This window comes from Gordonia alkanivorans NBRC 16433 (assembly GCF_000225505.1).
Lineage (GTDB): Bacteria > Actinomycetota > Actinomycetes > Mycobacteriales > Mycobacteriaceae > Gordonia > Gordonia alkanivorans.
This window is the reverse complement of sequence record NZ_BACI01000092.1, coordinates 1-11724: the sequence shown is the minus strand read 5'-3', so window position 1 is coordinate 11724 and position 11724 is coordinate 1. Positions and strand designations below refer to the sequence as shown.

Annotated in this window: 13 protein-coding genes; 5 read left to right on the top strand and 8 right to left on the bottom strand. The window is 68.3% G+C overall.

Annotation, left to right across the window (positions count from 1 at the left end; translation table 11 throughout):
* Nucleotides 1-140 precede the first annotated feature (140 nt).
* Nucleotides 141-1091, top strand: coding sequence for a PfkB family carbohydrate kinase (locus GOALK_RS15865; RefSeq protein WP_006359847.1), 951 nt, complete (start codon nt 141-143; stop codon nt 1089-1091).
* On the opposite strand, the gene GOALK_RS15860 is transcribed toward GOALK_RS15865, so the two are convergent.
* A complete protein-coding gene (locus GOALK_RS15860) occupies nt 1088-1720 on the bottom strand; it encodes a flavin reductase family protein (protein WP_006359846.1) in 633 nt (210 codons plus the stop codon). The genes GOALK_RS15865 and GOALK_RS15860 overlap by 4 nt on opposite strands.
* Before the next feature lie 55 nt (nt 1721-1775).
* Here GOALK_RS15860 and GOALK_RS15855 point away from each other — a divergent pair, with 55 nt between their 5' ends.
* Together GOALK_RS15855 and GOALK_RS15850 are read left to right on the top strand one after the other, a co-directional pair.
* Nucleotides 1776-2525 (top strand): tyrosine-protein phosphatase, encoded by a 750-nt coding sequence (locus tag GOALK_RS15855; protein WP_006359845.1) that lies wholly within the window; start codon nt 1776-1778, stop codon nt 2523-2525.
* Nucleotides 2526-2659: 134 nt separating this feature from the next.
* On the top strand, nt 2660-3004 hold the full coding sequence (locus GOALK_RS15850; RefSeq protein WP_230461847.1) for a DUF2470 domain-containing protein: 345 nt from the start codon (nt 2660-2662) through the stop codon (nt 3002-3004).
* On the opposite strand, the gene GOALK_RS15845 is transcribed toward GOALK_RS15850, so the two are convergent.
* The 6 genes from GOALK_RS15845 to GOALK_RS15820 form a co-directional block, all read right to left on the bottom strand.
* Nucleotides 3005-4243: an acetyl-CoA C-acetyltransferase gene (locus GOALK_RS15845; RefSeq protein ID WP_006359843.1), complete on the bottom strand. Its 1239-nt coding sequence runs from the start codon at nt 4241-4243 to the stop codon at nt 3005-3007.
* Nucleotides 4240-5937 carry an AMP-binding protein gene (locus tag GOALK_RS15840; protein WP_006359842.1) on the bottom strand — a complete coding sequence of 566 codons (1698 nt, stop codon included), beginning with the start codon at nt 5935-5937 and terminating at the stop codon, nt 4240-4242. Before GOALK_RS15840 ends, GOALK_RS15845 begins: the two co-directional genes overlap by 4 nt.
* A complete protein-coding gene (locus tag GOALK_RS15835) occupies nt 5934-6806 on the bottom strand; it encodes an alpha/beta fold hydrolase (RefSeq protein WP_006359841.1) in 873 nt (290 codons plus the stop codon). Before GOALK_RS15835 ends, GOALK_RS15840 begins: the two co-directional genes overlap by 4 nt.
* Nucleotides 6803-7537 (bottom strand): hypothetical protein, encoded by a 735-nt coding sequence (locus GOALK_RS15830; protein WP_006359840.1) that lies wholly within the window; start codon nt 7535-7537, stop codon nt 6803-6805. Before GOALK_RS15830 ends, GOALK_RS15835 begins: the two co-directional genes overlap by 4 nt.
* Entirely contained in the window at nt 7534-8727 is a 1194-nt protein-coding gene (locus GOALK_RS15825) for an acyl-CoA dehydrogenase family protein (protein ID WP_006359839.1), read from the bottom strand. Before GOALK_RS15825 ends, GOALK_RS15830 begins: the two co-directional genes overlap by 4 nt.
* 83 nt (nt 8728-8810) lie before the next feature.
* Nucleotides 8811-9434, bottom strand: coding sequence for a TetR/AcrR family transcriptional regulator (locus GOALK_RS15820; RefSeq protein WP_035752851.1), 624 nt, complete (start codon nt 9432-9434; stop codon nt 8811-8813).
* A 119-nt stretch (nt 9435-9553) separates the two neighbouring features.
* Here GOALK_RS15820 and GOALK_RS15815 point away from each other — a divergent pair, with 119 nt between their 5' ends.
* Both GOALK_RS15815 and GOALK_RS15810 read left to right on the top strand, forming a co-directional pair.
* On the top strand, nt 9554-10042 hold the full coding sequence (locus GOALK_RS15815; RefSeq protein ID WP_006359837.1) for a nuclear transport factor 2 family protein: 489 nt from the start codon (nt 9554-9556) through the stop codon (nt 10040-10042).
* Between the two features lie 54 nt (nt 10043-10096).
* A complete protein-coding gene (locus GOALK_RS15810) occupies nt 10097-10909 on the top strand; it encodes a mycofactocin-coupled SDR family oxidoreductase (protein WP_006359836.1) in 813 nt (270 codons plus the stop codon).
* A gap of 15 nt (nt 10910-10924) precedes the next feature.
* Here the strand turns inward: GOALK_RS15810 and GOALK_RS15805 are convergent.
* Nucleotides 10925-11724: LacI family DNA-binding transcriptional regulator (locus tag GOALK_RS15805; protein ID WP_006359835.1), on the bottom strand; the 800-nt coding region annotated here is incomplete at its 5' end.

The window sequence follows — 11724 nt, the reverse complement described above, 5'->3', positions numbered from 1 at the left end:
GGGCCGGTCGAGGCCGGTGGATCGGTGGAGATGACATGGATTGACAGGTGACGCGATGAGATGCGGGATCGACAGCAGATAGGCGACGAGGCGAGGTGCCACAATCGGGCCAGACGACCGGGCTGACCGAAGGAGCCGACATGACCGATGCCGACGCGGCGAAGTTGCTCGTGATCGGGGCCGTGAACGTCGACCTGGTCGTCGCAGCCGAACGACTCCCGGGGCCCGGGGAGACCGTCGTCGGGCCGGACGTGAGCAGTCACGGAGGCGGCAAGGGTGCCAATGCCGCGGTGGCGGCGGCGCGCGCCGGAGCCGTCGTCCGGTACTGCGGTGCGGTCGGTGACGACGAGATGGGTGCGGGCGCACTCGGTGAGTTGGCGGAGGAGGGCATCGACGTCACCGAGGTTTCCCGCATCGACGGCGTCTCCACCGGCGCGGCGCTGATCGTGGTCGACCCGTCCGGTGAGAACCAGATCGCGGTGGGGGCCGGAGCAAACGCCCGGGTCGCTGCGGATGATGTGCGTGCAGCCGTGGCCCGCGCGGCGGACTGGGGTGTCGGATGCGTCCTGACCAGTACCGAGATAACCCCCGACGCCGCGGTTGCCGCAGTGAAAGCTGCTGCAGAGCACGGCATCACATGTGTGGTGAATCCGGCGCCGGTCCTCGACGAACTCGTCGGGGTGCTCTCGGTTCCGGACATCCTCACGCCGAACTCCTCGGAACTGCGCGACCTGTACGCGCGAACCCTGTCCGAAGGTCGGCACGACCCCACCGAAGCCGAGATGGCCACGGCGCTGGCCGAACACCTCGACGTCACCGTCGTGGTCACGCTGGGTGCCGATGGAGTACTGGTCGTCGACCGTTCCGGCGCGACGTCGGTGCCGGCGGGTGAGGTCGAGTCGGTGGTCGACACGACCGGCGCCGGCGACACGTTCAACGGTGTACTGGCCGCTTCGCTGGCGGCCGGGCACGACCTCGTCACGGCCGCGCGGCGCAGTGCAGCAGCGGCGTCCCTGACGGTGGCTCACGTCGGAGCCCGAACCGGGATGCCGACCGCCGAGGCTCTCGAGCGCGCCCCGTCGGGAAGCTAGCGCGACAGGGGTTTCGGACGTTCCATGTAGCGGTGGTGATCATTGCTCGGCAGGAAGTAGTCACCCCGGCCGCCGGCGCGCAGCAGCGGGCGTGCACGGGCGGTGTCGTAGACCAGGTCGTCGCCGAGCAGCTCCGTCGCGATGTGCACCTTCACGACCTCGCCGAGAACCATCCAGGAGTCCACGGACTCTCCTGCGGCCGAACGCAATTGGAAGGTATCGGTGACCAGGCATTCGAACGTGACGGGGCTCTCGGCGACCCGGGCCGGGCGCACGAGTTCGGAGTCGAGGGCCGTGAGTCCGGCGTGCTCGAACTCATCGGTGTCCGCGGGGAGTGCGGCCGAGGTGGCGTTCATCTTCTCGCCGATCGAATCGGTCGCGAGGTTCCACACGAACTCGCCGGTCGACTTCGCGTTGGCGACAGTGTCTTTCCATCCGACGCTGGCGAATCCGATGATCGGCGGGGTGTAGTTGAACAGGTTGAAGAAGCTGTAGGGGGCGAGGTTTCGCACCCCGGCGTCGGACACCGTGGAGATCCAGCCGATCGGACGCGGCGCGATGATCGCGTTGAGAGGGTCGTGAGCGAGACGATGCCCCTCGGCGGGGGCGTACGAGTGGAACTGGACCATCGCTTCACCGTACGTGACCGGGGTACGGTGATCCGGACATGGACCGGACGAGACGATGGGGGCCGGAGTGACCTTCTCCACTGCTGGTGAGCGCGATTCCGACCGGGTTCGGCGTTCTCTCGCGAACATCCGCGACCTCGGTGGGCTGCCGCTCGTCTCCGGCGGAACGACCTCGCCCGGGGTTCTGATCCGCAGCGACGCGCCGTATCCGGACGACGACGATCCCGTCGGTGTGCCGTGGCCGCCGTCGACCGTGGTCGACCTGCGCGATCCGTCCGAGTCGGGTGCGGTGCGGGTGACGTGGCCGGCCGAGGTGCGGTTGGTGCACCGGCAGGTGTCCTCGGGGGCCCGCATTGACCGCCTCGCCGACACCGCGCTGACCGACATCTACACCGCCATGATGCAAACCGGCGGGGATCGGCTGACGGCGGCCCTCAACGCTTTCGACCCGGCCGGCCCGACCCTTGTCCACTGCGCGGCCGGTAAGGACCGCACGGGCGTGATCGTTGCGATCGCCGAACTCCTCGCCGGTGTCGAGGAAGCCGCGATCGTCGCCGATTATCAGCGGACCGAGCAGAACATCACCGGGGTCCTGGCGCGCCTGCAGCACCGCGACCGGGTACCGAGAGGCATGTCGCTCGATGCACCGATCCTGCGCACGCCGCGGGAGGCGATCGATCTCGTCGTCGACGCCGTGACCGGGCACCGGGGTGGCCCGTGGGGCTGGTTCGAGGCGAACGGCGGCGACGTCGGGCATTTCGAGGGCTGGGTGACGCGATTCGCGCCCGGCGCAGCACCCGGGTAGGACGATTCCGCAGTCGGCCCGTCGGGCGTCAAGGGGTGGGCGCCCGACGGGCCTGGCGGAGAAACGTCGGGGTGGTGCATTTCTCCGCGAGGCGTATGCCCGACGCTCAGCCGCGTCAAACACTCGAGATACCAATGAAGATCCAACGAATCGGAAAGCAGGTCCATATGCCCGGTCACGACGACGCACGGCCGTTCCCCGAGGACGTTGTCGCGGGAGTGCTCGCGCACATGAACGGCGACCACGCCGACGACTCGCTGGTCATCTGCAAGGCACTCGGCGAACGGCCGGATGCGATCGCTGCGGTGATGACCGGCTTCGACGACCGGGTCGCGATCTTCGACGTCACGGTCCCCGAAGGCGCCGTGGAGATGCGGTTCGAGTGGGATCGTCCCGTGAACGACCGGACCGACGTGCGGAAGGCCGTCGTGGCGATGTTCCGGGACGCGCAGGCCCGGCTCGGTATCAACCCGGCCTGATCACACCCGCTCGAAGATCGCGGTGAGCCCCTGCCCGCCGCCGATGCACATGGTCTCCAGGCCGAAACGTGCCTCACGACGGTCGAGTTCACGCAGCAGAGTCGTCAGAATCCGCACGCCCGTCGCGCCGACCGGATGACCGAGCGAGATTCCCGAACCGTTGACGTTGGTGCGCTCGAAATCGGCGTCGGTGAACTTCCACTCGCGGGTGACGGCCAGAGCCTGAGCAGCGAAGGCCTCGTTGAGTTCGATGAGGTCGATGTCGGAGAGGTCGAGGCCTGCGCGGATGAGTGCCTTGGCGGTGGACGGGACGGGGCCGATGCCCATCACCTCGGGTCCGACACCGGCGACCGCCCACGTGACCAGGCGCGCGAGGGGCTTGAGTCCGAGGCGTTCGGCGTTCGCACGCGTGGTCACCAGCGTGGCTGCGGCTCCGTCGTTCTGGCCGCTGGCGTTGCCTGCGGTGACGGTCGCGTCTGGATCGGACTTGCCCATGATCGGCCGGAGACGAGCCAGCGACTCCAGCGTGGTGTCGGCCCGGGGATGTTCGTCGCGGTCGACGATCTTGTCGTCGCCTTTGCGCTGCGGAACCGACACGGGGACGATCTCTTCCGCGAACTTGCCGCTGTCGATGGCGGCCACGGCGCGGCGATGCGATTCGGCGGCGAGCGCGTCCTGCTCCTGACGCGGGATCGAGTATTCGCGCCGAAGGTTCTCCGCGGTCTCAAGCATCCCGCCGGGAACCGGATGGTTCTTTCCGCCCGACGTGACGCGGCCACGCGCCAGGCGATCGTGCAGAGTTGCCGGCGCACCCTTGGCGCCCCACCGCATCGACTCGGTGTAATACTCTGCGCGACTCATGGATTCGACGCCACCGGCAATAACCAGGTCGGCGACCCCGGTCTGGATGCGCATCGCGGCGTCGAGAACCGCCTGCAGGCCCGAGCCGCAGCGGCGGTCGAGCTGCGATCCCGGCACGGTGATGGGGAGTCCCGCGTCGAGTGCGGCGACGCGCCCGATCGCCGGCGCCTCACCGTTCGGATAGCACTGACCGAAGATCACGTCGTCGATGCTCGACGGATCGATCTCGGTGCGTCGCAACAGCTCCGAGAGAACAGTCGCAGCCAGCTCGGTGGCGGGTACGTCGACGAACGATCCGCCGTACCGTCCCACGGGAGTGCGGAGCGGCTCACAGATGACGACGTCGTCGGCTGCGGGTGGTGGCGTGGTGACGGTCATGCGGGTGTTCCTTTGCGGTAGTCCACTTCCTGGCCGGACCATCGCTGCGCCCACTCGCGCAGTTCGACGGCCCGGATCTTGGTTCCGTTGCCGCCCAACGTGGTCGGCATCCGCTCGATGACGTGTACGGCTGCGGGCACTTTGAATGCGGCCAGGCGATCACGGCACCAGGTCTTCAACGACGAGGCGTCGAGGTCTGCGCCGTCATCGACCGGAACGACGAAGGCCACGGCCTCGGTGTAACCACCCGAACCGCTGATCCCCACGACCTTCGCGGTCTGTACGTTCTCGTGTTCGGCGAGGCGGTGCTCGATCTCGGCCGGGTCGACGAGGAAACCCCGCAGCCGCAGGACATCTCCCATGCGGCACACGTAGCGGAATCCGCCGGTGTCGAGTGCGCGTGCGAGATCGCCGCTGCGGAACCAGCCGTCCGCGGTGAACGCACGCGCGGCGGCATCCGGGTTGCCGAGATATGCGTCGACGACGTTGGGGCCGCGGAACTGCAGCTCACCCTCCTCGCCGGTGGCCAGGACACGGTCATCGAGCGGATCGACGACGCGTACCTCGATGGCGGACTCGACCGGACGGCCACCGCCGTTCCAGCGCACCGACTCCGGGTCGTCGGACGACCAGAGCAGCGCGAGGGCGAAGACCTCCGACGAGCCGAAGACGCCGGTCGTCTCGGCTTCGGCCTCGTCGCGTACCCAACGCGCGATGTCGTGGGAGCGGCCGAGGAAGTCGGCGATGCCCAGCCACCGCAACGTGGTCAAATCCGTTCGCCGGCCCTCATGCCAGGTGTCGTACAGGCGCCCGAAAAGATCGTCACCGCCGACGATGTGGGTGACACGCAGCGACTCCACCCTCTCCAGGGTGGCCGCGGCGTCGAAGACGGGCTCCATCAGGATGGCTGCGCCACCCGCGAGACCGGCCATGGCAGTGCTGAATCCGAAGACACCGGACACCGGAAGGACGCCGAGGATCACGTCGCCCTCGCGGACCCCCATGATCACGGAGTCGGCATGCGCATGCCGGACCACGGCCGAATCCCGGTGTGCGGCGAGCTTCGGTGTCCCGGTCGAGCCGGAGGTCGTGAACGCGACCGCGAGCTCGCCGGTGTCTGCGGCACGGTCGCCCGCCGAAGTCCAAGCCGTCGTCGACGGGGTCGCAGGTGCGGAAACGCCGGTGGTGTCGCCGCTTCCGGCGATCCAGGCCCCGGCGCCGAGGTCGAAGTCGGCCGCCGCTGCCCGTGGAGTCAGAGGCCCGGGAACGACCGCGATCGCCGGGACGGGGTCGGCCGTCGAGCTCGCCTCGCGCAGGGTGCCGAAGACGTCGAGTCCGTGGAACTCCGCGGGGACGGCGACCACCGCCGGTCGCGCCGAGGTGAGGATGTGCATGACCTCACCGACGTTGTACCGGGTGTTGACCCCGATGACATGCGCGCCGAGAGCTGATGCGGCGAACTGCCAGACCAGCGCGTCGGACCAGTTGGGCAGGTACACCGCCAGGCACTGGCCGCGGCGGACGCCGATGCGGGACAGCTCTTCCCGCAGCTGGTCGACACGGCGGCCGAGGTCGGCTCGGGTGAGGGTGATGACCTCGCCGCCGGCGACGTCCATCGCGACCGGACTGTCGGGGGACTCGTGGACGAGATCGGCGAGCATCCCGGCGAGCGTGGGATGGGTCGTGACGGTCATGACACGGCCTCCGGGGTGCGGGTGCCGGCCGGCAGGGATCGGAGCCAGGCGTCAGCGCGGGCACCGAAGTCGGGGAGCTCTTCCATCGGGTAGTGGCCGTACCCGGCCAGCTCGGTGAACTGCGCACGCGGACCGTCGAGTTCGTTGATCTCGTCGGCGGCGCGACGGACGGCGTCGACGCTGATCCACGGGTCGTCGGCGCCGCAGATCAGATGCAGCCCACAGGTGAGGTCGGTGAGCCGGTCGCGGACGTCGTGGCTGCCCCAGCCGATGAGGTCCGACGACGAGATCTCCGGGTCCTCGCGTTTGTGCATGAGGCCGATGAGATGTGCCTGTGCGGCGGGTACCGCCCGCCCGACGGACGCGAGACTGCCGAGGTACGTGCGCTCCGCACGCGCCGGTCCGGCCACATCCTCGAGTTCGCGTCGCAGGCCGGCGATCTTGACCCGGCCAGGCCCGGTCTCGGCGGCCATCGCGACGGCCCCGGCGAGCGGATAATCGGGCCGCGTCGCCAGTTCCAGTGTGAGTTTCCCGCCGATGGAGCAGCCGATCACAAAAGGACGCTCGATGCCCAGCTGCTGCAGGACGTCGGTCAACCAGTCCGCGTAGTCGACGAGGTTGGTGATCGGGCCCGTCGGGCAGGGTTCGGAACGGCCGTGGCCCGGCAGGTCCGGCACGACGACGCGGTACCCGCAGTCGGCGATGTCCTGTGCGGCACGGCGCCATTGGACGCCGCTCTGCCCCGCGGTGTGGATGCACAGCACGGTCGGGGTGTCGCCGTTGCATTCCCGGGGGGACGTGGAACCAGCGGTGACGATCTCGACGAACGCCAGGGCGCCTTGGATCTCGAGGTAGCGTGCCTCGATCATGAGTGCACCTCCCGTGCCAATGCGCGCGCGTTCTGGATGATCGCGTGCAACGGCTTGGTCAATCTCAGGTACTCGTAACCGTTTCCGGCGGAGGAGAACTCTCCTCGGAGAGCGCGGCGCATGAAGTCGTCCGAGTCGGACAGCAGGAGATCCACCCAGGTGGCGGGGGAGGTCTCGAAGGTGAAGGTGGCACCCAGCGGGGCGCGCCGTGTGACGTCGATGACCTGTCCCTTGTAGATGCGGAGGTGCACCTCGCGCTCGCCGCACCGCAGTCCGACGGTGCCGTCCCAGGTGGAGACCGACGAGGTGAACGCGGCGTCCCGGTGCAGGCGAGCGCGCAGTAGCTCACCCCACTCGACCGAGCAGAAGTCGAGGGAGGGCACCGACTCGGGACTGGCCTCGGTACGCCATGTCTCCGTGCCGGATTCGCGAACGCGTCCGGCGTCGTCGACCAGGCGGACCTCCCGGTCGATCCCGTCGGCACCGACTCTGGTCACCACGGTGGTCGCATGGACGTGGTCGGATTCCGCGATGGGGGCGGTTGCCGACCAGGTGATGGCGACACGTTCCGCGCACGGAACCGCGTCGGTCAGATACTCGGCGACGACCATCCCGAAAGACTGTGAACGAGAGGGGATGCGGAGTCCGTGACGGTCGAGGACATCGGCGACCAGACGGGTTCGGGTGGAGGTGCGGACTCCGACGCGGAGCGAGGCGATGGCGGTGGTCATGACCCGGCCCTGCCCAGCAGCTCGTCGGAGATGATCCGCATCTGGATCTCGCTGGTGCCCTCGAAGATCTTGGTGAGACGTGCGTCGCGCCAATGTCGTTCGACCTGGAAATCGGTGGTGTAGCCGGCGCCACCATGGATCTGGACGGCCTCACTCGTCACCCGTTCGGCCATCTCGGTGGCGACGAGCTTGCACATCGACGCCTCGAGCGAGCACCGCCGGCCGGTGTCGATGTCGGTGGCGACCGAGTACATGAGTTGCCGCGCCGCCTCGATGTCTGCGGCCATCGTGGCGATCTTGAAACGCAGGTGCTGGAAGTCCGCGAGTTCGTGGCCGAACTGCTTGCGGGTGTGCATGTAGGCGATGGAGTCCTCGAGTGCGGCGCGGGCCAGGCCGATGGCACGGGCGGCGGTGTGGGCACGCCCGACCTCCAGTCCGCTGACCGCGAGGTAGAAGCCCTTGCCCTCCTCGCCGAGCATCCGGTCGGCCGGGATGCGGAAGTCGTCGAAGGACAGTTCCCAGGTGCTCCAACCGAAGTAGCCGATCTTGCGGACCTTGGTGCCGGAGATGCCCTCGGGGAACTCGCCGCGTTCCTTCTCGACGAGGAAGGCGCTGATACCGCGGTGGGGCTTGGCCGGGTCCTTGTTCGGATCGGTGCGGGCGAACAGGACCAGGTAGTCGGCCTCGTCGGCGTAGGTGCACCACATCTTGGTGCCGTTGACGACCCACTCGTCGCCGTCGCGTGTCGCCCGGCACGAGATGTTGGCGACGTCCGACCCCGCCTCCGCCTCGGAAAGTGCATACGCGCCCAGGTATTCGCCGCGCGCCACGCGGGGCAGCATCGCGGCCTCCTGCTCAGGAGTGAAACCGCCGCCCATGCCGTTGCCGCGCGCCAGCAGGCCGGACACGCTCATCCACGCACGTGAGAGTTCCTCGGCGACAAGGCAGTACTCGAAGACTCCGAGGCCGAGGCCCCCGTACTCCTCCGGGATCATGATGCCGAAGAACCCGACCTCGGCCATCGCCTTCTTGAGCGTGTCGGGAATGGTGCCCTGGACGGGGTCGAGTTCGTTGGCAACCGGCAGGACCTGCTTCATCGCGAAGTCGCGGGCGAGGTCGCGGATCGCGATGCGCTCCTCGGTCAGGTAGCGCGGGCTGTCGGTCCGGGGCTGTGACGGCCGATGGGTCATGGCCTTCTCCTAGTGAATGCGGGCCGGAGTGATCGGGTCGGCCTGATCGCTCGTTAACGGTCGTTCACCATTTGGGCACCGGGTCAGGCCCGGGTCAATGGGTTGAGCGGGGTCCGGTATCCGACGAGGTTGAGTGCGTACTGCCCGTAGTCGTCGGCGACCTGGGTTGCGGTCCGGGGGCCGTCCGGTCGGAACCACACCGGGATGCCGGCGCACATCAGCAGTACGGCCGTAACCGCCTGATGGACTCTGTCGACGTGGAAAAGTCCCTGTTCGACCGCCCTTTCGGCGATGTCGACGAACTGCTGCTCCTGGGCGTCGCGGGACCCGACCACCCGCTTGCGATCGATCTCGCCCAGATAGCGCAGCTCCGTGTTCGCGACAAGGCACTCGCGCGGTCTCTGGGCGGTGTACAGCGCATGGGCGACGACCGCCGCGCGCCACTGTTCGGCGGGATCCTTGCCGGCCCGGCGGATCGCGTTGCGGGTCGCGGTGAACTGTTCGTCGCTCGCGGTTCGCAGGATCTCGACCAGCAGATCGGACTTGTTCTCGAAATGGTTGTAGACGTTGGCGGCGCTACAACCTGCACGATTGCCGATGGTTCGCATCGTCGCACCGTGAAAACCGGCCGTGTAGAACTCGTCGAGCGCGGCGTCGAGGATGCGGTCGCGGGATGCTGCGGTCGGCGAAGGCGATCGGGTGTTCATGTGCACAGACTAGGGCGATGCGGTTTCACCAGCAATGATGAAGGCAGGCCGCTCGATTGACCTGCCTATATCTCGCGCTTATGGTGTGGATCACGTGAACGAATGTTAATGGAGGAATCATGACCACCGAGTCCGAGCTGGCGTCGCGGCTCACCCGTCTGGAAGACATCGAGGCCATCCGCACGCTCGACGCCCGGTACTGCCGCCACCTCGACGACGGCAACTGGGACGAATTGATCGCACTGTTCACCGAAGACGGGGAGTTCGACGGCTTGTCGAACCCGCGGGGCAAGGCCGAGATGCGGGCGTTCTTCGCCGGCCTGGCCGACGGTGGCCTCACCTCGTTCTGGCACTTCATCACGAACCTCGAGATCGACATCGACGGTGACATGGCGACGGCGCGATCGTTCCTCTGGCAGCCGTGCGTTCTCGACGGCGTCGCCTCGATCGCCGCGGGCCGATACACCGACACGCTGGTCAAGCAGGACGGGCACTGGTTGTACCGGGTCAAGAAGGTCCGCTTCCACTTCTTCGGACCCCTCGCCGATGGCTGGGACGAGAACCTTTTCGCCCTCGAGTCCGCCCGCGCGGCCGCCGTCAATCCGTAGAGTCGCGCCGAGGGGGCCCGATCGGGTTCCGGCATCCGGCGGACAGGGAGTGGCATGGGACGGCTGGCAGACAAGGTCGCGTTCATCACCGGCGTTGCCCGGGGGCAGGGGCGGGCGCACGCGGTGCGAATGGCCTCGGAAGGGGCGCACATCGTCGGCGTCGACGTCGCCGGACCACTGCCGGGTGTGCCCTACGACTCGGCGACCGAGGATGATCTCGCCGAGACCCGGCGACTCGTCGAAGATCTGGGCGCCAAGGCGATTCTGACCCGGTGCGACACCCGCGATCTGGACGGACTCCGCGCGGCGGTCGGCGAGGGGGTGGAAGCACTCGGCGGACTCGACGTCGTGGTCGCCAACGCGGGGATCTGTATCCCCGAGACCTGGGACGAGGTGTCCCCGGAGAGCTTTCGCGACACCATGGACATCAACGTGACCGGCGTGTGGAACACGGTTACCGCGGCGGCTCCCCACCTCATCGACCGCGGCGGGGGATCGGTCATCCTGATCAGCTCCCTGGCGGGGAAGAAGCTGCAGCCGTTCATGGTCCACTACACGACAAGCAAACACGCCCTGGTCGGGATGTCGCGCGCCTTCGCTGCGGAGTTGGGGCAGTACGACATCCGCGTCAACACCGTGCATCCGGGTGCGGTCATCACGCCGATGGGCTCGGGCCGCATGGTCGAGCGGATCGAGGAGACCAACAAGGCCAACCCGCGCCTCGCCGGTATGGGGATGACCTTCCTGAACCAGTTCGCCGCAGAGGCGGGCGAGGTCGCGAACGCGGTGGCCTTCCTCGCGTCGGACGAGTCGAAATTCATCACCGCAGAGGAGATCTCGATCGACGGCGGCGCACAGCACTTCTAGCTGCTCCCGCGACTTCTAGGTGGTGCCGCGGACCACCAGCTCGACCGGCAGACGTCGCGACTCCACGTCACGTCCCGCCGTCAGATCCAAGAGTCCACGGACCGCGGTCTGGCCGATCTCCAGGGCGGGGGAGTGGATCGTCGTGAGCGGTACGGGAAGCTGCGCGGCGATCGGGATGTCGTTGTAGCCCACGAGTGCCAAGTCCTCGGGGATTCGCAGCCCGAGGTCGCGAGCGACGCCGAGGACGCCGACGGCGATGGTGTCGGACACCGCGAAGATCGCTCTCGGCCGGTCCGGTGCGTCGAGCAGAATCCGCCCCGCCTCGGTGCCCCCGCGCACCTCGAAACTGGACGGAACGATCCGATGGTCGGGGAGCTCGATCCCCGCCGCGGCGGTCTCGGACCGGAAGCCGGCCAGCCGATCCGTCGCCGTCGTGGCGTGGGCGGGGCCGGCGATCACCGCGAGGTCGGTGTACCCGCGATCGATCAGATGGCGTGCGGCAAGCGCGCCGCCGCGCACGTCGTCGCCGCCGACGAACGGGAGCCCGGCATCGGCGTGCCGGGTCAGCGTCATCATCGGCACGTCCCCGACGCGCAGGGACGCGATGAATTCCTTGCCCGGTCGGTGCAGCCCGCTGAGCAGGAGGCCGTCGACCTGACGTCCCACGAGCAGTTCGATGGCCGCGCGCTGGGCTTCCGGGTCGTCGGGCGGGCTGGACAGCAGCACCGAGTAGCCGGCCCGCGTCGCTTCCTCCTCGATGCCCTGATAGGTGGTGGCGACCACGCCGTCGGTCAGGCGGGTCATCACGACGCCGA

What these genes read in the sequence shown, in the direction of transcription:
- GOALK_RS15865 (WP_006359847.1), top strand. Translation starts at nt 141, where the DNA reads ATGACCGATGCCGACGCGGCGAAGTTGCTCGTGATCGGGGCCGTGAAC.
- GOALK_RS15860 (WP_006359846.1), bottom strand. Translation starts at nt 1,720, where the DNA reads ATGGTCCAGTTCCACTCGTACGCCCCCGCCGAGGGGCATCGTCTCGCT.
- GOALK_RS15855 (WP_006359845.1), top strand. Translation starts at nt 1,776, where the DNA reads ATGGGGGCCGGAGTGACCTTCTCCACTGCTGGTGAGCGCGATTCCGAC.
- GOALK_RS15850 (WP_230461847.1), top strand. Translation starts at nt 2,660, where the DNA reads ATGAAGATCCAACGAATCGGAAAGCAGGTCCATATGCCCGGTCACGAC.
- GOALK_RS15845 (WP_006359843.1), bottom strand. Translation starts at nt 4,243, where the DNA reads ATGACCGTCACCACGCCACCACCCGCAGCCGACGACGTCGTCATCTGT.
- GOALK_RS15840 (WP_006359842.1), bottom strand. Translation starts at nt 5,937, where the DNA reads ATGACCGTCACGACCCATCCCACGCTCGCCGGGATGCTCGCCGATCTC.
- GOALK_RS15835 (WP_006359841.1), bottom strand. Translation starts at nt 6,806, where the DNA reads ATGATCGAGGCACGCTACCTCGAGATCCAAGGCGCCCTGGCGTTCGTC.
- GOALK_RS15830 (WP_006359840.1), bottom strand. Translation starts at nt 7,537, where the DNA reads ATGACCACCGCCATCGCCTCGCTCCGCGTCGGAGTCCGCACCTCCACC.
- GOALK_RS15825 (WP_006359839.1), bottom strand. Translation starts at nt 8,727, where the DNA reads ATGACCCATCGGCCGTCACAGCCCCGGACCGACAGCCCGCGCTACCTG.
- GOALK_RS15820 (WP_035752851.1), bottom strand. Translation starts at nt 9,434, where the DNA reads ATGAACACCCGATCGCCTTCGCCGACCGCAGCATCCCGCGACCGCATC.
- GOALK_RS15815 (WP_006359837.1), top strand. Translation starts at nt 9,554, where the DNA reads ATGACCACCGAGTCCGAGCTGGCGTCGCGGCTCACCCGTCTGGAAGAC.
- GOALK_RS15810 (WP_006359836.1), top strand. Translation starts at nt 10,097, where the DNA reads ATGGGACGGCTGGCAGACAAGGTCGCGTTCATCACCGGCGTTGCCCGG.